The 22,660-nt window shown below is 68.5% G+C and carries 22 protein-coding genes; 10 read left to right on the forward strand and 12 right to left on the reverse strand.

The window, feature by feature from the left end; translation table 11 throughout:
* The first annotated feature begins 42 nt into the window (after positions 1–42).
* The 9 genes from ACJEIK_RS29340 to ACJEIK_RS29380 all read left to right on the forward strand — a co-directional run bounded on the left by ACJEIK_RS29340 (position 43) and on the right by ACJEIK_RS29380 (position 11,454).
* Positions 43–828, forward strand: a complete 786-nt coding sequence (locus tag ACJEIK_RS29340) for an NUDIX hydrolase (RefSeq protein WP_061006399.1) — start codon at positions 43–45, stop codon at positions 826–828.
* Positions 825–3,227, forward strand: coding sequence for a hypothetical protein (locus tag ACJEIK_RS29345; RefSeq protein WP_234880831.1), 2,403 nt, complete (start codon positions 825–827; stop codon positions 3,225–3,227). Before ACJEIK_RS29340 ends, ACJEIK_RS29345 begins: the two co-directional genes overlap by 4 nt.
* Positions 3,224–6,628, forward strand: a complete 3,405-nt coding sequence (gene murJ / locus ACJEIK_RS29350) for a murein biosynthesis integral membrane protein MurJ (RefSeq protein ID WP_409430809.1) — start codon at positions 3,224–3,226, stop codon at positions 6,626–6,628. The genes ACJEIK_RS29345 and murJ overlap by 4 nt, the downstream gene beginning before the upstream one ends.
* A gap of 95 nt (positions 6,629–6,723) precedes the next feature.
* Entirely contained in the window at positions 6,724–7,275 is a 552-nt protein-coding gene (gene sigM / locus ACJEIK_RS29355; RefSeq protein ID WP_212807796.1) for an RNA polymerase sigma factor SigM, read from the forward strand.
* Positions 7,276–7,362: 87 nt separating this feature from the next.
* The gene (locus tag ACJEIK_RS29360) at positions 7,363–8,124 is read left to right on the forward strand and encodes a hypothetical protein (RefSeq protein ID WP_406774431.1); all 762 of its coding nucleotides are present in this window, start codon (positions 7,363–7,365) and stop codon (positions 8,122–8,124) included.
* A gap of 121 nt (positions 8,125–8,245) precedes the next feature.
* Complete coding sequence (gene trxB / locus ACJEIK_RS29365; protein WP_212807798.1) at positions 8,246–9,184, forward strand: thioredoxin-disulfide reductase; 939 nt, start codon at positions 8,246–8,248, stop codon at positions 9,182–9,184.
* A gap of 40 nt (positions 9,185–9,224) precedes the next feature.
* On the forward strand, positions 9,225–9,557 hold the full coding sequence (trxA, locus tag ACJEIK_RS29370) for a thioredoxin (protein WP_020099879.1): 333 nt from the start codon (positions 9,225–9,227) through the stop codon (positions 9,555–9,557).
* 157 nt (positions 9,558–9,714) lie between these two features.
* Positions 9,715–10,908, forward strand: coding sequence for an N-acetylmuramoyl-L-alanine amidase (locus ACJEIK_RS29375; RefSeq protein ID WP_212807799.1), 1,194 nt, complete (start codon positions 9,715–9,717; stop codon positions 10,906–10,908).
* Positions 10,909–10,980: 72 nt separating this feature from the next.
* Entirely contained in the window at positions 10,981–11,454 is a 474-nt protein-coding gene (locus ACJEIK_RS29380) for an AAA family ATPase (protein WP_406774430.1), read from the forward strand.
* Between the two features lie 284 nt (positions 11,455–11,738).
* Here ACJEIK_RS29380 and ACJEIK_RS29385 read toward each other — a convergent pair whose 3' ends face one another.
* Together ACJEIK_RS29385 and ACJEIK_RS29390 are read right to left on the reverse strand one after the other, a co-directional pair.
* A complete protein-coding gene (locus ACJEIK_RS29385; protein ID WP_409430810.1) occupies positions 11,739–12,872 on the reverse strand; it encodes an MFS transporter in 1,134 nt (377 codons plus the stop codon).
* Positions 12,869–13,651 carry an alpha/beta fold hydrolase gene (locus ACJEIK_RS29390; RefSeq protein WP_409430811.1) on the reverse strand — a complete coding sequence of 261 codons (783 nt, stop codon included), beginning with the start codon at positions 13,649–13,651 and terminating at the stop codon, positions 12,869–12,871. Before ACJEIK_RS29390 ends, ACJEIK_RS29385 begins: the two co-directional genes overlap by 4 nt.
* Positions 13,652–13,705: 54 nt before the next feature.
* Here ACJEIK_RS29390 and ACJEIK_RS29395 point away from each other — a divergent pair, with 54 nt between their 5' ends.
* A complete protein-coding gene (locus ACJEIK_RS29395; RefSeq protein ID WP_409430812.1) occupies positions 13,706–14,044 on the forward strand; it encodes a MerR family transcriptional regulator in 339 nt (112 codons plus the stop codon).
* Positions 14,045–14,810: 766 nt separating this feature from the next.
* Here the strand turns inward: ACJEIK_RS29395 and pip are convergent.
* The 10 genes from pip to rpmH all read right to left on the reverse strand — a co-directional run bounded on the left by pip (position 14,811) and on the right by rpmH (position 22,066).
* On the reverse strand, positions 14,811–15,770 hold the full coding sequence (pip, locus tag ACJEIK_RS29400) for a prolyl aminopeptidase (RefSeq protein WP_409430813.1): 960 nt from the start codon (positions 15,768–15,770) through the stop codon (positions 14,811–14,813).
* A 27-nt stretch (positions 15,771–15,797) separates the two neighbouring features.
* Positions 15,798–16,556 (reverse strand): hypothetical protein, encoded by a 759-nt coding sequence (locus ACJEIK_RS29405; RefSeq protein WP_061006406.1) that lies wholly within the window; start codon positions 16,554–16,556, stop codon positions 15,798–15,800.
* A 230-nt stretch (positions 16,557–16,786) separates the two neighbouring features.
* A complete protein-coding gene (locus ACJEIK_RS29410) occupies positions 16,787–17,812 on the reverse strand; it encodes a ParB/RepB/Spo0J family partition protein (RefSeq protein ID WP_409430814.1) in 1,026 nt (341 codons plus the stop codon).
* Between the two features lie 2 nt (positions 17,813–17,814).
* Positions 17,815–18,684: a ParA family protein gene (locus ACJEIK_RS29415; protein WP_020099888.1), complete on the reverse strand. Its 870-nt coding sequence runs from the start codon at positions 18,682–18,684 to the stop codon at positions 17,815–17,817.
* A 149-nt stretch (positions 18,685–18,833) separates the two neighbouring features.
* Positions 18,834–19,517 (reverse strand): 16S rRNA (guanine(527)-N(7))-methyltransferase RsmG, encoded by a 684-nt coding sequence (gene rsmG / locus ACJEIK_RS29420; RefSeq protein WP_409430815.1) that lies wholly within the window; start codon positions 19,515–19,517, stop codon positions 18,834–18,836.
* A gap of 66 nt (positions 19,518–19,583) precedes the next feature.
* On the reverse strand, positions 19,584–20,135 hold the full coding sequence (locus ACJEIK_RS29425; RefSeq protein WP_064857440.1) for a protein jag: 552 nt from the start codon (positions 20,133–20,135) through the stop codon (positions 19,584–19,586).
* Positions 20,136–20,193: 58 nt separating this feature from the next.
* Positions 20,194–21,207, reverse strand: a complete 1,014-nt coding sequence (gene yidC, locus ACJEIK_RS29430; RefSeq protein WP_064857439.1) for a membrane protein insertase YidC — start codon at positions 21,205–21,207, stop codon at positions 20,194–20,196.
* Positions 21,208–21,250: 43 nt separating this feature from the next.
* Entirely contained in the window at positions 21,251–21,526 is a 276-nt protein-coding gene (gene yidD, locus ACJEIK_RS29435; protein ID WP_082934494.1) for a membrane protein insertion efficiency factor YidD, read from the reverse strand.
* Positions 21,523–21,900 carry a ribonuclease P protein component gene (rnpA, locus tag ACJEIK_RS29440; RefSeq protein WP_082934493.1) on the reverse strand — a complete coding sequence of 126 codons (378 nt, stop codon included), beginning with the start codon at positions 21,898–21,900 and terminating at the stop codon, positions 21,523–21,525. Before rnpA ends, yidD begins: the two co-directional genes overlap by 4 nt.
* A 22-nt stretch (positions 21,901–21,922) precedes the next feature.
* Positions 21,923–22,066 (reverse strand): 50S ribosomal protein L34, encoded by a 144-nt coding sequence (gene rpmH / locus ACJEIK_RS29445; RefSeq protein WP_073695092.1) that lies wholly within the window; start codon positions 22,064–22,066, stop codon positions 21,923–21,925.
* Between the last annotated feature and the right edge of the window lie 594 nt (positions 22,067–22,660).

Below are 22,660 nucleotides of genomic sequence, written 5' to 3' on the forward strand. Positions count from 1 at the left end.
GTGGGGACAGAGCGCCCAACCTGAGCAGCTACTATCGCTTGGGTGTCGGAAGGCGAGCGTGCCAAACCACGACGACGCCGCGGGCGACGTCGCGGTCGACGCTCGGCAGGTCCGCCCAGCGACAGCACCCAGGCCACCGACACCGATTCGGCGGCGCCCCCGCGCAACAACACCACTCAAGCGGCTCCGGCCGCCGCTCCCACCACCCCGGCTGCCCGCAAGTCGAACAACGACCGGCTGCGCACCGTCCACGAGACCTCGGCCGGCGGGCTGGTGATCGACGGGCTCGACGGCCCCAAAGACACCCAGAAGGCCGCGCTCATCGGCCGCATCGACCGCCGCGGCCGCATGCTGTGGTCACTGCCCAAGGGGCACATCGAACTCGGCGAGACGGCCGAACAGACCGCCATCCGTGAGGTCGCCGAGGAGACGGGACTGCAGGGCAGTGTGCTGGCCGCGCTCGGCAGCATCGACTACTGGTTCGTGACCGAGGGCCGGCGCGTGCACAAGACAGTGCACCATTACCTGATGCGATTCCTGGGCGGCGAACTCTCCGACGACGACGTCGAGGTCACCGAAGTGGCGTGGGTGCCGCTGCGGGAGCTGCCGTCCCGCCTCGCCTACGCCGACGAGCGCAAGCTCGCCGAGGTGGCCGGCGAACTCATCGACAAACTGCACACCGATGGTCCGGGCGCCCTGCCGCCGCTGCCGCGCACCGCGCCGCGCCGCCGGCCACAGACCCATTCCCGTACGCGGAACCATCGCACCGACGACTCCGCCCATACCCAGCCCGGCCGCCGCGCGAACGGCTGCGGACCCGGGACGTGAGCGTCAGCCGAGTGCTGTCGGGGCCGGCCACGACAGCACTCCTGCGCGTCCTCGCTGTCACCGTCCTGCTGCTACTGCTCACCGCCCCGGTGACGCCACTTTCGTCGGCCGGGGAACCCGGCGGGACGACGTTCCTGCAGCTGCGCATCGACCACGTCACCCCCGACGTCGTCACCACCACCAGTGAGCCGGTGGTGACCGTCACCGGCACCGTCACCAATGTCGGTGACCGGCCGGTGCACGACGTCATGGTGCGGCTCGAGCATGCGGCCGCGGTGACGTCGTCGTCCGCGCTGCGGACGACCCTGGCCGGCGAACCTGTGGACTTCTCGGCCGTCGGCGACTTCACCACGGTGTCGCAGGACCTCGCGCGCGGGCAGAGCGTGCCGTTCCGGCTCGCGTACCCGGTGCGCTCGACCGACCATCCCGCCATCGGCATCGACCGTCCGGGCGTGTACCCCCTGCTGGTCAACGTCAACGGGACGCCCGACTACGGGTCGGCCGCGCGGCTGGACGACGCCCGCTTCCTGCTGCCGGTACTCGGCGTGCCCGCCACCCCGGCCACCGCCGGCGGCAGCGGTGGTCAGCAGCCGATCGACGCCGTCGTGCCACCCGACACGGCGCACCCCGTCGCGCTGACGCTGCTGTGGCCACTGGCCGACCGTCCACACCTGGCGGCCGGCGTCCCCGGACGCACCGAACCGGCACGCCTCGCCGACGACGATCTCGCGGCCTCCCTGGCCAACGGCGGCCGCCTGGACACCCTGCTGGCCGCGGCGGACTTCGCCACCAACGACCAGGTGGATCCCGGCGGCCTCATGCGCGGCGCGATGTGTCTGGCCGTCGACCCCGACCTGCTGATCACCGTCAACGCGATGAGCGGCGGCTACGTCGTGTCCGACGACCCGGCGGCCGGTCTGAACTCGCCCACCCACCCCGGCACCGGACAGCAGGCCGCGACCGAATGGCTGAACCGGCTGCGCGAGCTGGCCCAGCGGGTGTGCGTCACCCCGACCGTGTACGCCCAGGCCGACCTGCGGGCGCTGCAACGCGTCGGCGACGGCGTGCTGAGCGCCACCGCGACCACCGACGCGGGACCGATCGTCAACCAACTGCTCGGCGTCCAGTCCCTGCGCGGCGCCACCGTCGTGGGTGACGGGCCGCTCACCGGCCCGGCGGTGCGGCTGCTGTCCGCGCAGCCCGAACCGACCGTCGCTATCGCGGCCGCCCCCATCACCGCCGACGAGGCCGCGAATCCCGCCGACACCGCGCCCCGCCGCTACAGCGACAAGGTCACCGTGGCGCCGTTCGACCCATGCGTCGCCGCGGCCCTGGCCGGCGCCGGCCGGACCCCGATCTCGCCCGGGTACCTGGACACCTCGCTGCATGTGCCGCTCAACCACGACTCCCCGGTGGCACGCCGACAGGACGCCATCGCCTCGGTGCTGTGGCGTGGCCTGCAACCCGACGCACAACCGCGCAACCAGATCCTGATGCCGCCGCTGGCGTGGGACGTGACACCCGACGATGCCCAGGCGATCCTGACGTCGGTGGCCACGGCCGTACATTCCGGGCTGGCCGTCGCCCGCCCGATGCCCGCGGTGATCGCCGACGCGCAGGCACTGCCGCCGACGCCGTCGGCCACCCCGCCGGACAACGGCACCGGCAACCCCAAGGCCCGCTACGGCGACGGCATCACCAGTCAGATCTCGACCACCATGGAGCGCATCTGGGGCCTGACCGCCGCCCTGACCGTCAACACCCAGACGGGACTGACCGGCGATCAGTACACGGCGCCGCTGCGGGAGGACATGCTGCGGGCGCTGACCCAGTCGGTGCCGCCGAGTGTCCGCGAGGCCCTGGCCCAACAGCGCATCACCACCACGCAGCGCACCATGACCGACCTGTTCCACGGCGTGACCGTCGTCAACCCCGGCGGTTCGTACACGCTGGCCACCGAGCGCAGTCCCCTCCCCCTGGCCCTGCGCAACGACCTGCCCGTGCCGATCCGGGTGCGGCTGGTCATCGACGCGCCACCCGGCATGACCGTGACCGACATGGGTGAGATCGAACTGCCGCCGGGTTACCTACCGCTGCGGGTGCCGATCGAGGTGCACTTCACCCAGCGCGTCGCGGTCGATGTCGCCCTGCGCACCGCAAACGGGCTGACGCTCGGGGAACCGGTGCGGTTGTCGGTGCACTCCAACGCGTACGGCAAGGTGCTGTTCTTCATCACGCTGTCCGCCGGCGCGGTCCTGTTCCTGCTGGCCGGCCGACGGCTGTGGCACCGGTTCCGCGGTCAGCCCGACCGTGCCGATCTGGACCGCCCGCACCACACCCGGCCCATCCGGCCCGATCCGCTCGACACCGCCATCGCCCACGCCCCGGAGGACTCATGAGCGAGGCTCGCCGAGCGAATCAACCGGCACAGGGCGCCCCACTGCTCTCGAACCCCGCGACGACGGCACCGCCCCGGCGGGCCGAACTGTCCGACGCCGCCGTCGTCTCCCGGTCCTGGGGCATGGCGCTGGCGACCCTGGTCAGCCGCATCACCGGATTTCTGCGGATCGTGCTGCTCGCCGCGATTCTCGGTGCGGCCCTGTCGAGTTCGTTCACCGTCGCCAACCAGCTGCCGAACATGGTGGCCGCCCTGGTTCTCGAAGCGACCTTCACCGCGATCTTCGTGCCGGTGCTCGCCCGGGCCGAACGCGACGACCCCGACGGTGGCGCCGCGTTCGTGCGCCGGCTGGTCACGCTCGCCACCGCGCTGCTGCTGCTGACGACGGTGCTGTCGGTCGCGGCGGCACCGCTGCTGGTGCGGCTGATGCTCGGCAGCGACCCGCAGGTCAACGAGCCGCTCACCACCGCCTTCGCGTATCTGCTGCTGCCGCAGATCATCTTCTACGGGTTGACGTCGGTCTACATGGCAATCCTGAACAACCGCAACGTGTTCGGGCCGCCGGCGTGGGCGCCGGTGCTCAACAACGTGGTGGCGATCATCACGCTCTGCGTGTATGTGCTTGTGCCGGGCGAACTCTCGATCGATCCGGTCGAGATGGGCAACGCCAAACTGCTCGTGCTCGGCATCGGCACCACCCTCGGCGTCGTGGCGCAGGCCGCCGTCCTGCTGTACTCCCTGCAGCGGCACCGCGTCGACCTGCGTCCGCTGTGGGGCATCGACGACCGGCTCAAGAAGTTCGGCACCATGGCCGTCGCGATGATGCTGTACGTCCTGATCAGCCAGATCGGCCTGATCGTCGGCAACGAGATCGCCAGCCACGCAGCCGCATCCGGTCCCGCGATCTACAACTACGCCTGGCTGCTGCTGCAGCTGCCGTTCGGCATGATCGGCGTCACGGTACTGACCGTGGTCATGCCCCGGCTGTCGCGCAACGCCGCCGCGAACGACAACCCCGCCGTGCTCGCCGACTTCTCGCTGGCCACCCGGCTGACCATGGTGACGCTGATCCCGATCGTCGCATTCATGACCGTCGCCGGCCCCGCCATCGGCAGTGCTCTGTTCGCGTACGGCAACTTCGGCGCCACCGACGCCGGCTATCTCGGCATGGCCATCACGCTGTCGGCGTTCACCCTGATCCCGTATTCGATGGTGCTGCTGGAACTTCGGGTGTTCTACGCCCGCGAACAACCGTGGATCCCGATCGTCCTGATCGTCGTGATCACCGTGGTGAAGATCGTCGGCTCGCTCATCGCGCCCCACCTGACCGACGATCGCGAACTCGTGGCCGGCTACCTGGGCCTCGCCAACGGGCTGGGCTTCCTGGCCGGCGCGACGGTCGGCTATGTGCTGCTGCGGTCGGCGTTGCGGCCACCGCGCGGCCGGATGATCGAGCTGCCGGTTATCCGGACCATCCTCGTGACCATCTGCGCCTCCCTCGGTTCGGGATTGCTGGCCTATGTCGCCGACCGCCTGCTGGGGTTCGACCGGCTGACCGAGCACGGCGGCGCCGGCGGATCGTTGCTGCGGCTGGTTCTGCTCGGCCTGATCATGCTCCCGGTGATCGTGGCCGTCCTCGTGGCCGCCAAGGTGCCCGATGCCCTGGCCGCAGTGGCTTTCGTGAAACTCCGGCTGGGTCGCGGCACACCGGCACCGACCCCCGCTGTCCAGGTCAGCTCGGCTGTACCGGGCTCCCGACGGACCTCGGTCCCGTACCCTGGACACGGCAATTCATCACCGGTACCACCGCGGCCCGGCGCGTCCGCCACTGGCGGGGCAAGCCGGGACAGTGGTACCACGGGCGGGCTTCGGAAAGGATTTGCGGTGACCGACGCACCTGCGGAGCAGGGATCCGCCCACATCCCGGATACGTCCGGCGGCGACGACGTCGCGTTACGGGCCGGCGCAGTCGTCGCCGACGGCCGCTACCGGCTGCTCGTCTTCCACGGCGGTCCCCCGGATCTGCAGTTCTGGCACGCCCTCGACATCGCGCTCGATCGCCAGGTCGCGCTGACGTTCGTCGACCCCGACGGCGAGCTGCCGGAGTCGATGGTCCAGGAAATCCTCACCCGGACAAGCAAACTGAGCCACATCGAAGGCCCCGGCCTGGCCCGCATCCTGGACGTCACCCGGCTCGGCCACGGTGGTCTGGTGGTCAGCGAATGGATCCGCGGCGGTTCGCTCGCCGAGGTGGCCGCGACGGAACCGTCCCCGATGGGCGGCGCCCGCGCCATCCAGTCCCTGGCTTCGACGGCCGAATCCGCGCACCGCGCCGGCGTCGCGCTGTCGGTCGACCACCCCGGCCGGATCCGGGTCAGCATCGAGGGCGACGTGGTGCTCGCCTTCCCCGGCACGCTGCCGTCGGCCACCCCCGAGGACGACATCCGCGGCGTCGGTGCCACGCTGTACGCGCTGCTGGTCAACCGGTGGCCGCTGCCCGAGGGCGGTGCGCTCAGCGGCATGCTGCCCGCGACGCAGAACAGCGCGGGCCAGCCCGTCGAACCCCGCGCCATCGACCCGACCATCCCGTTCCAAATCTCCGCCGCGGCCGCCCGGGCCGTGCAGGAAGGCGGCGGAATCCGTTCGGCCCCAACGCTGTTGAATCTGCTCCAGCAGGCCACCACCGTCGCCGACACCACCGAGCTGCTCGAGCCCGTCGACAGCTCGCAGGGCCCCGAGTCCGAGGACGCGGCGGAACTCGAAGCGGCCGCCAAGCGGCGCAAGGCACTGCTCATCGGGGTGGGTGTCGGTGGAGCCATCCTGCTCGTGGCACTGCTGGTGCTGGCGTCGGTGCTCAAGGGCATCTTCGGCGACGTCGGCGGCGGCCTGGACAAGCAGCAGCTCGGCCTCAACAGCCAGCGCCCCACCACGAGCGGTGCCCCGACCCCCGGCAATGTGGTGAAACCCGTTGGTGTGACGGTCTTTTCGCCCGGCGGCGGCGCGGACTCCCCCGAAACCGCCGGCAAGGCCATCACCGGCGCGCCCGGTGACGCATGGTCGACGGACGTCTACACCGATCCCACGCCGTTCCCCGGGTTCAAGAGCGGCGTCGGCCTCATGCTGAACCTGCCCCAGGCGACCACGGTCGCGTCGGTCAGCCTGAACCTGACCAGCACCGGCACCGCGATCCAGATCCGGTCGGCGCAAACCGCCAACCCGTCCTCACTGGACGCCACGACCGTGCTGACGCAACCGGCGACCATGAAGACCGGCTCCAACACGATCACGATCAGCAACGCGCAGCCGACGCAGCATCTGCTGATCTGGATCTCCACGCTGGGGACCGTCGACGGCAAGAGCAAGACCGACATCTCCAACGTGGTCGTGAAGGCTGCCGCGTAAGTTATCCACAGGGTCCACGGGCCATCTGTGCAGGTCGGGACGGTTCCGGTCAATTCGCGTCGGGTGCGTTCCCGGACCCGATTTATGGTTCGGAAGTGGGGAGTTTCGGGGCGCCACAGTCGGACGCATCAGACGCAGAGTTGCTCGCGGCGCACATCGCCGGTGAGCGGTACGCGTTCGAGGAACTGTTCTACCGACACCGGCACCAGCTGTACCGGCTCGCCCGCCTGACGAGCCACGACCCGCAGGATGCGCTGGACGCCCTGCAGGACGCGCTGTTCAAGGCCCACCGGCACGCGCCGCGGTTCCGGCACGACAGTTCGGTGCGCAGCTGGCTGTGCCGCATTGTCGTGAACTCGTGCCTGGACCGGTTGCGGCACAACAAGTTTCACCGTGCCGAAGAGCTCAGCGACGCCACCTGCCGAACCGCGGACCCCGCGCACCGGATCGAGACCACCATCGTCATCGAACGGGCGCTGCTGCGGCTGCCGGTCGAACAGCGGGCGGCGGTGGTCGCCGTCGACATGCAGGGCTACTCGGTCGCCGAGACCGCGGCGATGCTGGGTATCGCGGAGGGCACCGTGAAGAGCCGCTGCTCGCGGGCGCGCGCGAAACTCGCGCAGTCGCTCGCCCACCTCGCCGACTGACGGGTGCCGGTCACGTGACGTTTTCGCCCCGATCACCGGCGACGGTGTACCGCGGGTCTCTGCGGCGACCGGATTAGGCTTCGGCAGGTGGACGACGAACAGGCCGATCAGTCCGTCTCCCTCGAGCTCCTGGCCGACCTGCAGGCCGGACTGCTCGACGACGCCACCGCGGCCCGACTGCGCCGCCGCATCCGCGACGATCCGGCGCTCGCCCGTCGGTACGCCGCACTCGAACAGGTCCGGCGCGACGTCCACGACCTGGCGGACGACCCCACCGCCACCGACCTGCCCGCAGACGCGACCGCCCGCATCGGCTCGGCCCTGCGCGACCCCGGCTCGAAGCCGCGCCACACCGTCGTCCCCGGTCGGCCCGCCGGCCACGGCGCGCGCACGGCACGTCCCGCCGTCGTCGCCGCGGCCGTCGCTGGGCTGCTCGCCGTCGGCATCGGCGCCGTCGTGGTGTTCGGCGGACCCGACGAGCCGGCCCGCGTCTCCGCCGGTCCCAGGGCGGCGTCACTGACGGTGCAGCGCCAGGCCGGGATGCCGTGGCCGGACCGGCAGATCCTGGACCTGCGGAGCCGGCCACCCGAGTTGGGCGCGCTCGCCGCACCGGATCGCCTGCGGTCCTGCCTGACGGGGCTCGGCTACTCGCCCACCACCGCGGTCCTCGGCGCGGCCACCCTGACGATGCACGACCGTGCCCAAGTGCTCCTGCTGCTCCCGAAAGCCGACGACGGCGCTCTGATGGCCCTGGTGGTGTCTCCGGGCTGCAATTCGAGCGACGCCGGCCTGGCCGCCGACGCCGTCATTCCCGACGCTCCGGGCCCGCCGGCGCAATCGCGCCGCTGACCGCCCCGGAGCCCGCCAAACGGCCGGGAACACCGGCACTTACCCTGGTGTTATAGGCGTACCGACTCTGGCAGCAGGCCGACCAGGTATGAGCCTGACCAGAGCCAGATGAAAGGCGGCCATGACCACCCAAGACACCGTGCACGACGTGATCATCATCGGCTCCGGGCCGGCCGGCTACACCGCTGCGGTGTACACGGCCCGCGCCCAGCTCAAGCCGCTGGTTTTCGAAGGTGTCCAGTTCGGTGGTGCGTTGATGACCACCACTGAGGTGGAGAACTACCCGGGCTTCAAGGAGGGCATCACCGGCCCCGAGCTCATGGAGGAGATGCGCGAGCAGGCGCTGCGGTTCGGCGCCGACCTGCGCATGGAGGACGTCGAGGCGGTGTCCCTCGACGGACCCGTCAAGACCGTCACGGTCGACGGCGAGACCCATCAGGCCCGCGCCGTCATCCTCGCGATGGGCGCCGCCGCCCGCCACCTCGGCGTGCCGGGCGAGCAGGAGCTGATCGGCCAGGGTGTCAGCACGTGCGCCACCTGTGACGGTTTCTTCTTCCGCGATCAGGACATCGCCGTCATCGGCGGCGGCGACTCCGCCATGGAGGAGGCGACGTTCCTGACGCGCTTCGCCCGCTCGGTGACGCTGATTCACCGCCGCGACGAGTTCCGCGCCTCGCGGATCATGCTGGAGCGCGCGCAGGCCAACGAGAAGATCACCTTCGTCACCAACACCGAAGTTGTTGCGGTGGAAGGTGATTCGAAGGTCAGCGGGCTGCTGCTGCGCAACACCGTCACCGGCGAGGAGAGCAAGCTCCCGGTCACCGGCGTGTTCGTCGCTATCGGCCACGACCCGCGGTCGGAGCTGGTGCGCGGCCTCGTCGACCTCGACGACGAGGGCTACGTTCAGGTCAAGGGCCGCACCACCAGCACGTCGCTGGACGGCGTGTTCGCCGCGGGCGATCTGGTCGACCACACCTACCGGCAGGCCATCACCGCGGCCGGCAGCGGCTGCGCGGCGGCCATCGACGCCGAGCGCTGGCTCGCCGAGCACCACGGCTGATCGTCCTTCCCCCACAGAGTTCACCCGAGAGGAGCAGTACATGAGCGAGGGCAGCGCAACGCTGACCGTCACCGACGGTTCGTTCGACAGCGACGTCATCAAGAGCGGCACCCCGGTGCTGGTCGACTTCTGGGCGACCTGGTGCGGACCGTGCAAGATGATCGCCCCGGTGCTCGAGGAACTGGCCGGCGAGAAGGCCGGGGAGCTGACGATCGCCAAGCTCGACGTCGACGCCAACCCCGAGACCGCCCGTAGCTTCAACGTCGTCTCGATCCCGACCCTGATCCTGTTCAAGGACGGCGAGCCGGTGAAGCGCATCGTCGGCGCCAAGGGCAAGGCCGCCCTGCTGCGCGAAATCGCCGACGAACTCTGATCCCATCAGCGGCTGCGCACCCGCCGGTTTCGGCGGGGCGCACCGCTGCTGCCTGTGAAGTTGCGGAATCCTGAGGAGCGTCTGCGACAATGGGTCCAGGCGTCCCGCCAGTGCGCAGCTGTCCGCCCGCCTGGCGTCCGTGATTGAAAGGCCAGGAATGTCGATACTGCGTCGCGGTGACCGGGGAGGTTCGGTCACCGAGATTCGGGCCGCACTGGCCGCCCTGGGGCTGCTGGACAGTCCCGACGCGGATCTCACCACCGGCAAGCACGTCGCGCTCGACCTCTTCGACGAGGAACTCGACCAGGCCGTGCGTGCCTTCCAGCAGCAGCGTGGCCTGCTCGTCGACGGCATGGTCGGCGAAGCGACGTACCGCGCGCTGAAAGAGGCCTCGTACCGCCTGGGGGCGCGCACGCTCTCGCACCAGTTCGGTGCCCCGATGTACGGCGACGACGTCGCCACCCTGCAGGCCCGGCTGCAGGATCTCGGCTTCTACACCGGTCTCGTCGATGGTCATTTCGGCTTGCAGACCCACAACGGCCTGATGTCGTACCAGCGCGAGTACGGCATGTTCCCCGACGGCATCTGCGGTCCGGAGACGTTGCGCTCGCTGTACTTCCTGGGTTCGCGGGTCACCGGCGGTTCGCCGCACGCCATCCGCGAAGAGGAACTCGTCCGGCGCAGTGGCCCCCGTCTGACCGGAAAGCGGATCATCATCGATCCGGGCCGCGGCGGCGACGACCGCGGGCTCATCATGACCAGCCCGTCCGGCCCGGTCAGTGAAGCCGACGTCCTGTGGGACCTCGCCAGCCGGCTGGAAGGCCGCATGACGGCCATCGGCATGGACACGTTCCTGTCGCGCCCTGTCAGCGGCAGCCCGGCCGACGCCGAGCGGGCCGCAACGGCCAACGCGGTCGGTGCCGATCTGATGATCAGCCTGCGGTGCGCCAGCCTGCCCAGCCCGGCAGCCAACGGCGTCGCCTCGTTCTACTTCGGCAACTCGCACGGTTCGGTGTCCACCATCGGCCGCAACCTCGCCGACTTCATACAGCGGGAAGTCGTGGCGCGCAGCGGTTTACGTGACTGCCGCACCCACGGCCGCACCTGGGACCTGCTGCGGCTCACCCGGATGCCCACGGTGCAGGTCGACATCGGCTACGTGAGCAACCCGCACGACCGGGAGCTGCTCACCTCCCCCGGCCACCGCGACTCCATCGCCGAAGGCATCCTGGCCGCCGTGAAGCGGCTGTACCTGCTGGGTAAGAACGACCGTCCCACAGGCACTTTCACGTTCGCCGAGCTGCTGGCTCACGAGATGTCGGTCGAGCAGGCCGGCCAGGCCGGCGCCTAGCCCTGCTGCCCTCAGGGTTTTCGTCATGCACGCCACCGCATTTCGGTGCGCGGGCTGGTTGAATCGGTCGGTATGAGTGGCCACGCCACGGTTCTCGTGACCGGCATGTCCGGAGTCGGCAAGTCGACGACGCTGGCCGGCCTCGCCGAACGGGGTTACGCCACAGTCGATACCGACGACGGGGAGTGGATCGACGTCGTCGACGGCGAGCCGCTCTGGCGCGAACCTCTCATCGACGAGCTGCTGCAGCAACCGCGCGACGGGCCCTTGTTCGTGCAGGGCACCGTGGCCAACCAGTGGCGCTTCTACGGCCGGTTCGATGCGGTCGTACTCCTCACCGCCCCAACCGATGTCGTGTTGGATCGGCTGCGACGCCGGACCAACAATCCGTACGGCAAGAGTGCCGACGAGCGCGCCCGGATCCTGGCCGACATCGCAGAGATCGAACCGCTGCTGCGGCAGTCGGCCACCCACGAGATCGACACGACCCGCCCGCTGCCGGAGGTGGTCGACGCTCTGGTCGCCATCGCCGCGAAGGCGGTCTAGCGGGCTCCGGTCACTCGTGCCGGCCCGAACCCCGTCTCCCCCAGCGTCGTCCCGCAGGGGCCGCCACTGAGGCCTCATGGCCCGCCTGGCGGACCGGGAAGCGCCGGACGCCCAGACGTCCCCGGATCGCCGGCCGCGCCCCCGATTTCGACCGCGAGGCGGTTGCGACATGAGCGTCACGTGACGCTTGTTCCGGTTGGTCCTGGGTCATCGTGATTCAGGCCCCATCGGCGGGTGTTCCGGCTTGGAGTCCCCATGTCGCTGACCGGATTGGGTTCTCCCGATCACAACCACCGTCGGGCCAACAGCGCCACCGGTGACGCGCACCCGACACCGATGAGCGCGAGCACCGTCAGCGATGCTGCCGCATCTGAGGCCACGAGCTGCGACCCCGCCCAGGCGCCGGAGAAGATCCCGACTTGAAACGCCAGCACGTACAGATAGGACGCGAAGGCAGCGTTGGGGCAACGCTTGATGAGGATCGTCTGCATGGTCGGCGCCCAACACGCAAAGGCCGCTCCCCACAACAGAACTGCCGCGACGAACAACCCGCGCGAGCCAACCAGGCTCAGCGTCGCGAACGCAATCAGCAGACCCGTCAGGGCCGCGACCACGACGGCGTAACGGTGACGATCGAGCACCCGTCCGGCGACGACGACCGCCGCCAGCGCGGCGCCGCCATAGCCCAGGAGCAGAACCGGGAGCCCGGCGGCCGGGATCCCGATGTCGCCGGCCAACACCGTGATGAACGAATACGGGGCATAGGCGGCGGTCACCACCAGTAGCGTCAGTACGCAGACCGCCGCGACGGTGTGCGGCTCACCGGCTCGGCCTGCGGTCGGCGCCGTCACGGTACGACCGATATGGCGGGGAATCAGCACGGCAATGGCCGCCGCCAAGATCAGGGCAAGCACCGCCAGCACCAGCGACGCGGCTCTCCACCCGATGAGTAGGGAAAGCTGCGTCGTCAGTGGGGATCCCCCGGCCAACCCCAGTGCCGCCCCGACGAACACCAGCGCGGTCGCCTGCCCCGCACGGCCGGCGGGTGCGAGAGCACTGGCCAGCACCGGAGCCAGGGACCACACCGAACCATGCAAGATCGCGCCGACGACCCGGGCGAAGACTGCCCACCCGGGCGTCGGTGCGACGGCCAGCAGCAGTTGCGACAACGACAGTGAAGCCAAGGCGGCAGTCAGCATGACGCGATGCTCGACGCGACGAGTCGCCAGAGCCACCGGGATGATTGCCACACCAGCAGCCACCGCGTACACGCCCACCAACAGCCCCGCAGCGGGCACTGTCGTGTGCAGTCCGTCGGCCATCTGCGGGACGACGCCGACCGGAAACATCTCCGCGGCGAGATAAACGAAGGCGGCGGCAGACAGCACGGCCACCCGCCAGTGCCACCTGTCGGTCACAGCTGGTGCGCCAGCAGAAACTTCCGGATATCGGAGATCCATGTCCGCCCCTCGTCCGGTGTGAAGATGTGACCGGCGTCTGGATATTCCATCAGGACTGCGCCAGGTATGCCCGCTGCCAGAGCGCGCGTCGAGGACGGCTGCACGATGCGGTCCACACCCGCCGCCACGACCAACGTCGGGATCGCGACTTCCGCGAGGCGGTCGCGGAGGTCGATTTCGGCGGCCAGGGCAGCCTGCTGCGGACTGCCGGGCGGGATGCTCGCGCGGACGTCCGCCACAATCTCGTCGAGATTGCCGGCCTCGTCGAACGCCGACGGCGACGACACTGCTGTCAGGAACCGCGCCAGGACGTCACGGTCGTGCGCGGCCAGATAGCGCCAGACATCGACAACCAACCGCAACTGCGGATCGGCGTGCGCGAAGCCCACCGTCAGGACCAAGGCGCTGACGGCCTCGGGATGACGGAGTGCCGCGGTGATGGCAACCGCCGAGCCCAGAGATAGGCCGACGATGGGGAATCGCTCGAAGCCGGCCGCTCGCCCGGCGTCGACGATCGCGTCAGCCAGATCGTCGACGCGATACGAACCCGCGGTCAACGGACTGGCTCCCGAGCCCGGATAGTCCACGCCGATCAGCGTTCGCTCGCCGGCCATCTCGTCCATGAGTTGGCCGAAATTCAGTGCGACACCGCCACCTGCTCCGTGCGCGAGAAGCAGGGCGGGACCGGAGCCGACGCGGGTGACCGTCAACGTGGAAAGTAGGGAATCGTTGGGCATGCGGCGAAGTTAAACCCTGACATCAGCGTCAAGGTCAACCCAAGAGGAGCTCGCGTGCGCATCGGTGAAGTAGCGGCGGCAACCGGCAGCTCGGTCAGGTCGCTGCGCTACTACGAGGCGCAGGGTCTGATCGCACCGCAACGCCGGTCCAACGGCTACCGCGACTACCCCGCCGACACCGTGGAAGATGTGCGCCGCATCCGGATGCTGATCGACACCGGTTTCGGCGTACGCACCATTCGACAACTACTGCCCTGCATCGACGGCAGCGCGGTCGACATGTGCCCGGCCATCGCCGCCGCCATCAGACAGACACTGGCCGAGATGGACGCCCGCATCGGCGACCTGAATCTCCGCCGCGCACGCATCGTCCAACTGCTTGACGGCCAGTAGCCGACTCGCTGGGGGGGTGAAGGCGTCGGGTGCTGCATTCGGCTTCCCCCCTCCCCTGCCCGCACTGGCGCGCCATGTCGATCCCAGGCTGGGCAGCGCGCGCCGACGGTGCTCTTGGCGACTCCGCTTCGCCGCGCACGCCAACGGCGCCCCCAATCCCGCACCGCGCAATTGCGGCGCTGAGGTCGTTCGCGCCGAGGACGTGCGGGCGGCCTACGCGTACCCGACCAGACGTGTGGTCGCGGATCAATCGCAGCCGGGTGTCGGTTGGGGAACGGCCTAGTGGTTCGGTCAGTCGGGCCGGCGCTCGGGGGCTTCACCGGCGGCGCCGGAATGGACAGCCGATGTGCGACCGACGTACCCACCCACCGACCATCGCGACAGCCACGTGGACCGCTGGCCGTGTCTTGCCTGCGCCGCCGATTCCGACCAAGTCGGCTGGGCGTCAGGGCGCCGCGCACTTCCGGCATCTCGACTCGGTCGAGCGATGACGTTCGGCCGGCGGGACACAGGAGCCGCGCAGTGCTGCTCGGTTGGTCTGGCCGATACCGGTTCCGCGTCGGGCAGCCGTAGCGCGCCGGTGTGAATTCCGGGCGACGCCTACATGGCCGCGGCACCGGCGCGACTCCAGCGCGATCACCGCGACCCACGTGTGACCGCACGGATTCCGATGTGGGTGCCGAGGGTGCGGCGGCGGCCGGTACCGGCGTCGGGGGCCCCGCGGACTCTCATCGATTTGGCCGATGTTTCACGTGGAACGGCCGCGCTATCTCCGCGGTGGAGTGAACCGTTCGACAGCCTCTGCAATCGCCGCCGCCATCGCCGGGCTGCCCGTGTGGCCCGAGTCTTCGATGATCCTCAGATCCGCGTCGGGCCACGCCTGCGCGAGCTCCCACGCGGTCCGGACGGGCGCAGAGAGATCAAGGCGCCCGTGGATCAGGACGCCGGGAATGCCGCCCAGTCGATGCGCATCCCGCAGCAGTTGGCCGTCCTCCAGCCACGCCGTGTGCGCGAAGTAGTGCGTGCAGATCCGGACGAAGGCCATGCGGTCGGCGTCGATCTTCGCCGAGTACTGGCCGGGCTTCCCCGACGTCTCGTGGGCGATCGCAGCGTCTTCCCACGCACACCAGTCCCGCGCCGCCTGCTCGCGCACGGCGGCATCGGGGTGCTCCATCAGCCGGCGGTAGGCCTCGACGAGATTCTTGTCCCGATCCGCTTCGGGCACGCCGTCACGGAACCGCTGCCACTCGGCGGGGCGGACGAGCCGGAGCCCGCGGTACAGCCAGTCGACCTCCTGCGGCCGCGTCATCGTCACGCCGATCAGCACGACTCCGGTCACGCGATCCGGATGCCGCTGGGCGTAGGCGAGGATCAACGTGGACGCCCACGAGCCGCCGTACAGCAGCCACCGATCGATCCCCAGATGACAGCGCAGCGCTTCCATGTCGGCGAGCAGATGCTCGGTCGTATTGCACGACATGTCGGTCGACGGATCCGCGGCGCTCGGCACGCTGTCGCCGCATCCGCGTTGATCGAAGAGCACGATGCGAAACAGGTCAGGATCGAACTGATTGTGAGCGCGGCGCGACCTGCCGGCGCCCGGGCCGCCGTGAACGATGAGGACCGGTGCCCCCGCGGGGTTGCCGTGGGTCTCCCAGTACATCCGGTTGCCGTCGCCGACGTCGAGCAGCCCGCAGTCGCCGGGCGTCGGCGGGACGTCAGCCACGCGTGTTCACCGTGGAGGCCCGCTCCCCTATCGACCGGAGTGCGGCGTCCACAGCACGGGGCTGGACACCGCACCGACGGGCTGCTGCAACGCGCTGCTCTCCAGCAGTCGCTCCAGCGCCGCTTCGACGTCCGCCTTCCAGCCGAGCCCCTGCTCGAGTTCCAGCCGCAGTCGTGGGAAGTACGGATGCGGCGCGACGATCTCGAAGCCGTTGTCCTGAAGGAAGTCGGCCTCGATCACGCACTGCTCCACAGCGCACTCCCCAAACGCCTCGACGGTCGCCGCCAGCTCCGCCGGGCAGGCCTGCGGGCCACCGAGTTGAGCGACCTCATTGGTGCGACCGAACGCCTCCAGCGCGCGCACACCACGACGAACCAGATCGGCTACGACGGCGGCGATCAGGTGACGCGACAGTCCGTCACCGTCGTCAGGGCAGTCGACACCGATCGACGTGAGCAGGACCGCGTCGGGGCTGACCGGTCCGGTGGGAAAGCGCCCTGCCCGGGGCACGGCGCGCGGCGGTGCGTAGAACGCGTAGCCCAGACAGGGCGCGTCATCGTTGGGGTCCTCGGCGCGGTCCGGGTCGCAGGCGACCGCCAGCTGTCCGCACGATCCCCACTCGAGCATGACCATCGACAGCCATGCTTCCTTCTCGAACTCGGGGTCGCTGAGGTGGTCGCTGTCTCCGAGTGCCGACGGATCGACTTCCCAGAAGACACAGCGCCGCGCATGCTTCGGCAGCCGCTCGAACGATTCGAGGCGCAGCGGCGTGATTCGTGAACTCACCAGACTCCCGTCGTCCACCCGATCGGATCAGGCTGCTCTTCCAGGATAAGAGACGCCGGCGCCGTCGACTCGATTTGTTCAGTAGGGATCGACGGCGGGCGGACAACGAACTGTTCCACGTGAAACATCGCGGTTCCCCTCCTCGTCCGGCGGCCCACAAATGTCACCGTCACAGTGACGTAACGAGGCCTTGTCCCCGTTCGGGGGTCACCGGCCAAAAAATGAACCCGTCAGCCCTGTTCGGTCTTCATCAATTCGACGATGCGCTGGAGGTCGTCGACCGAGCCGAACTCGACAACGATCTTGCCTTTGCGCTTACCCAGACTCACGGTGACCTTGGTGTCGAACGCCGTCGACAGCTGCTCGGCCACATCCTGCAGCCCGGGCATCTGGATCGGCTTCCGCTTCGGCGCCGGCGCCGGCTTGTCGCCGTCGCGGTTGGCCAGGGTGACCGCTTCCTCCGTCGCACGGACGGACAACCCCTCCGCCACGATGCGGGCGGCGAGCTCCTCCTGCTTCTCCGGTCCCCCTTCGAGCGCCAGGAGGGCACGGGCGTGGCCTGCCGACAGCACGCCTGCGGCAACGCGACGCTGCACCGCGATGGGCAGCTTCAGCAGCCGGATCATGTTGGTGATCACCGGACGCGAGCGGCCGATGCGCGTTGCGAGTTCCTCGTGGGTGACGTCGAACTCCTCCAGCAACTGCTGATAGGCCGACGCCTCTTCGAGCGGGTTCAGCTGGACCCGGTGGATGTTCTCGAGCAGCGCATCGCGCAGCATGTTGTCGTCGGCGGTCTCGCGGACAATCGCCGGGATGGCCGTCAGGCCGGCTTCCTGCGAGGCGCGCCACCGGCGCTCGCCCATGATCAGCTGGTAGCGATGCGGCCCGGACGGCTGGCTCAGCTCGCGGACCACGATGGGCTGCATGAGCCCGAACTCACGGATGGAATGCACCAGTTCCGCGAGCGCGTCAGCGTCGAAGACGCTGCGGGGCTGGCGCGGGTTCGGCTGGATGGCCGACGGCTCGATCTCGCGGTACACCGCGCCGATCGCCTCGGCTTCGGCCCTGGCGGCCGCGGCCGACTCTGCCGCGGCGGCACCGTTAACCGGTGCGACCGGGCCGCCGCCGATCAACACGTCGGCAGCCGCAGACCCCATTCGCAGCGACGTGTCCTGCTGCCCGTCCTCGGGTGCACCGGTCGGGATGAGCGCCGCCAGCCCCCGACCGAGTCCGCTGCGCTTCTTCGGCTGCGACATCGTTACTTCCTCACTCCCGACTCGCCGCGTTGGGCGAGTTCACGGCTGGCGTCCAGATAGCTCATTGCTCCACGTGATCCCGGGTCGTAATCCAGGATCGTCATGCCGTACCCCGGTGCCTCGGAAACCTTGACGCTGCGTGGGATGACGGTCCGCAAAACCTTATCGCCAAAGTGGTCCCGAACGTCCATCGCGACCTGGTCGGCGAGTTTGGTGCGGCCGTCGTACATCGTGAGGACGACGGTCGTGACGTCCAGCTGGGGATTGAGGTGCGCCTTGACCATTTCGATGTTGCGCAGCAGCTGGCCCACGCCCTCCAGTGCGTAGTACTCACACTGGATGGGGATCAGCACCTCCGGCGCCGCCACGAGCGCGTTGATGGTCAGCAGACCCAACGACGGCGGGCAGTCGATGAAGACGTAGTCGAAGTTGTGGTCCTTGAGCGTCGCGAGCGCGTTCCGCAGCCGGGTTTCACGTGCCACCATGCTGACCAATTCGATCTCGGCGCCGGCCAGGTCGATGGTCGCCGGGACGCAGTACAGCCGCTCGTTGTGCGGACTGCGCTGCAGCGCGCTCTCGAGGGTGATCTCACCGATCAGCACCTCGTACGACGACGCGGTGCCCGGTCGGTGCTCGATGCCCAGCGCGGTGCTCGCGTTGCCCTGAGGATCGAGATCGATGACCAGAACATTGAGTCCCTGCAGGGCCAGAGCCGCGGCCATGTTGACCGCGGTGGTGGTCTTGCCGACGCCGCCCTTCTGGTTGGCGATGGTGAACACCCGCTGGTGCGTCGGGCGCGGCAGCTGCTGTCCCTTGGCGCCGTGAAGGATCTGGACCGCGCGTTCGGCTTCCGCCCCGATCGGCGTATCCATCGTCACGCTCGACCACGTTTCACGTGAAACATCAGTCTTCCCGTCGCTGTGCTCGCCCCTGGCATCGCTCACTGCCTTTCCTGATGTGGCGGCCGGGTCGACCGCTTTCAAAACCTCGGCGGACTTGTCGCTCCCCCGGGCCGACGATGTCATCGCCGGTTCTTGGCCGGCCGGCCGGGGGCCGCGCGCTTGGCTCCGCGCTTCGCCACGACCACGGTTGCGGGCGGAGTCAAATAGTTCACGCCACATTTCACCACCCTTACGTCCACAGCACCGAGTGAGTTGAGTGCCCGACGGTGTTCGACGATCTCATCGGCTGCCCGCTCCCCTTTGAGAGCCAGCATCCTGCCGTCGACTTTGAGGAGCGGCAGGCTCCACTTGGCGAGCTTGTCGAGAGCTGCCACCGCTCGCGAGGTGACGACGTCGAGCTCCCCCGCCTCGGCGCGCACCGTTCGCTCTTCGGCGCGACCCCGAATCACGGTCACGTCGATGCCGAGCTCGGTCACGACTTCACGGAGGAAGTCGGCCCGGCGCAGCAGCGGCTCGATCAACACCACGTGAACATCAGGCCGCGCGAGGGCCAGCGGAATGCCGGGCAGGCCGGCTCCACTGCCGATGTCGCCGATTCGCTCGCCACTGGAGACCAACTCACCTATAGCGGCACAATTCATCACGTGACGGTCCCACAACCGGCCGACTTCCGACGGTCCGATCAGTCCCCGCTCGATTCCGTCGCCGGCAAGGATCTCCGCGTAGCTGTGCGCCAGCTCGACTCGGTCCCCAAAGACGTCGACGACGGCGGCTGGTGGGGATGGGGCTTCACCATGTTTCACGTGAAACAGCCTCCACTTTCCCCGCCAGCTCGCCGCCGACGAACAACATCGATGTAATTAGGGTGCTCAATCGAGCAGAACAACCACCCGGCGCGACGGCTCGACGCCCTCGCTCTCGCTGTGGACGCCATCGACGGCCGCCACGGCGTCATGCACGATCTTGCGCTCGAACGGCGTCATCGGCGACAGCTCTTCGCGCTCACCCGACGCCAACACCCGCTCGGCCACCTTCTTGCCCAGCGCGGCCAGTTCGTCACGCCGCTGCCGGCGCCACCGGGCGATGTCCAGCATCAGCCGGCTGCGCTCGCCGGTCTTCTGGTGCACGGCCAGCCGGGTCAGCTCCTGGAGCGCATCCAGCACCTCACCCTTGCGGCCCACCAGCTTGCTCAGGTCGTTGCCGCCGTCGATGCTGACGACCGCGCGGTCGCCTTCCACATCCAGATCGATGTCACCATCGAAATCCAGCAGATCGAGGAGCTCCTCGAGGTAGTCGCCGGCGATCTCACCTTCGGCGACCAGGCGCTCTTCGAGATCGTCGCTCTTGCTTCCAGGAGCGGCCGGAGCCGTCGTCGCGGCCTCTGATTCCTGGGCCTCCGCCTGCGTTTCTGTGTCTGTCATATCCCTGCCTTCTCCCTCTTGCACCGGCCGTCGCTCAGGGTCTTTACCCTCTGACCGGTCAACGCTTCTTCTTGTTGGGCTTGGCGCCCGGGGCCGGCTTCGAGCCGGCGGCGCCGGGGTCCGTCGTGCCGTCGAGCTCCGTACCGGTCTGTTCGACGTCGGTTCCCGAACTCGCCGGGGCGGCCGGCGTATTGCCCTTCTTCGACCGGTTCGGCTTCACGCCGGGTGCCGGGGCGTTGGCGGAACGGCGTGCGATCGCCTGCTCCTTCTCCTCCGCCTCGCGCTTCTCGATCCGGTTGAACACCACGTGCTGCTGGCCGTAGGTCCAGATGTTGTTGGCCACCCAGTACATGAGGATCGCGATCGGCAGGAACGGGCCGGACACCACGACACCCAACGGGAACACGTACAGCGCCAGCTTGTTCATCAGCGCGGTCTGTGGATTGCCTGCTGCTTCGGCGCTCTGCCGGGCCACCGAGGCGCGGCTGTTCATGTGCGTCGCGATACCCGAGATGATCATCAGCGGAATGCCGACCAGGATCACCGACATGCGGTCGAAGTGTGCGAACGCCTTGAGGCTCTCGCCGGTCTGAATCATGGTGGCGCCCAACGGCGCTCCGAACAGGTCGGTGTTCAGGAAGTGCGCAACGTCGGTGGCGCTGAAGAAGTAGTTGCCCGTCGTCCGGTTCTCTTCGAGCGACAGCGCCTGGGCGCCGATACCCATGCCGGCGCCCTCAGTGCGGTTGAACGAGCGCAGCACGTGGAACAGGCCCAGGAACACCGGAATCTGCGCCAGCATCGGCAGGCAGCCCAGGAGCGGGTTGAAACCGTGTTCGCTCTGCAGCTTCTGCATCTCGAGCGCGAGCCGCTGGCGATCCTTGCCGTACTTCTTCTGCAGCTCCTTGATCTGGGGCTGCAATTCCTGCATCTGCCGGGTGGTCTCGATCTGGCGGACGAACGGCTTGTACAGCAGGGCACGGAGGGAAAAGACCAGGAACATCACCGACAGGCCCCAGGCGAAGAAGTTCTCCGCGCCCAGGATCGCGCCGAAAAGCTTGTACCAGAGCCACATGATCCCCGATACCGGGTAATAGATGTAGTCCAGACTGAACCAGTTAAAAGACAAGCGAATCGCTCCTTGACTGCGCGGCGGTTGCCGCGGACCGTCTTTCGGGGATGGGGTCCCATCCCCCGTGATGCCACGGGCCACACTTGGCCAGCCGGACCGTCGTCAGCCAACAACCACGGAACAGTCCGTGTTCGGTGAGTGCCTCGACGGCGTACTGGCTGCAGGTGGGGCTGAACCGGCAGCTGGGCAGACGCATCGGCGACACCATGTTGCGGTACAGCTCGATGAGAAAGATCAGCCCGCGGGCCAGCCGGTGACTCATGGCCGGGATCCGGACTTCGCGTGAGCGCGCTGCACTGCGACTCGCAGTTCGTCCTGCAGCGTGGCGGTGGCCGCCTCGCGACTGCCGGGCAAGGCCCGGATCACCAGGAGCTCACCGGACTGCAGCTCGGGCAGGAGATCCCGGCTGGCATGACGGAGCTGACGGGACACCCGGTGTCGCTGGACGGCGTTGCCGACCGATTTACCTACGACGAGACCGACTTTCGGCGCGTCCTCGGTGTTTGAGCCGGCATCACCAAGAGCTCGTGGTGCCAAGGAATGCACCACGAGATCCCGTTGCGCCGAACGCACACCGCGGCTCACGGTGACTCGAAAGTCTGTCGAGCGCGTCATCCGGTTACGAGCCGGAAGCACGGTGCTTCGATCCTGCGTCAGGTCACGCAGTGAGAGAGCGACGGCCCTTGCCGCGACGTGCCGACACGATGGCGCGGCCGGCACGGGTCCGCATGCGCAGACGGAAACCGTGCACACGGGCCCGACGACGATTGTTCGGCTGGAAAGTCCGCTTGCCCTTGGCCACGGCTGTATCTCCTCAACTATGTGACGCCCGCACTCGCCACCGACATGAACGAGTCATGCCGGTGGGCACGGTCGTCGCTGGTAAGCGCACGCATCTTGCTTGCTAGCCGGCGCGGTACCGATAGATACCGGTCGCAGCCGTATCACCACGTGTGGGCGACTGTTCGAGGGTACTGATCTGAATTCTCCGGGTCAAACCTCGCTGTCGCACGTCAGCAACCGTTACCGCTTCGTAGTGAGAAGTGCCACGCCGCGCACACGAGTTCGTCACAGTTGTCCCACTCGCAACGTGGCAAGCCGACACGCCCAAGAACCTCGAACCAATGTTGCCGAACGGTTGGCGGACGAACAGAAAACTTGTTAGCTTCTGCCAATGCCGTTGCACGACGGCGACAGACAACAAGTCAGAGAGGTCCCGACGCTACGAGCCCACAGACGTTCCTGTGACGAGCCTCAGCGCGCGGGCTTCCTGCATGCAAAACACGAGCACGACGGCACTCTCCTACTTTGTCCACAGTCTGTGGATAACTATGTGGACAGATTGTCGTCGTTTTATTGAGCCGCCGGTCAGGCGGTTACGAGGGGGTTGTAGTCG

The sequence above is a fragment of the Mycobacterium sp. SMC-16 genome (assembly GCF_046250085.1).
GTDB classification, from domain to species: Bacteria; Actinomycetota; Actinomycetes; order Mycobacteriales; family Mycobacteriaceae; genus Mycobacterium; species Mycobacterium phocaicum.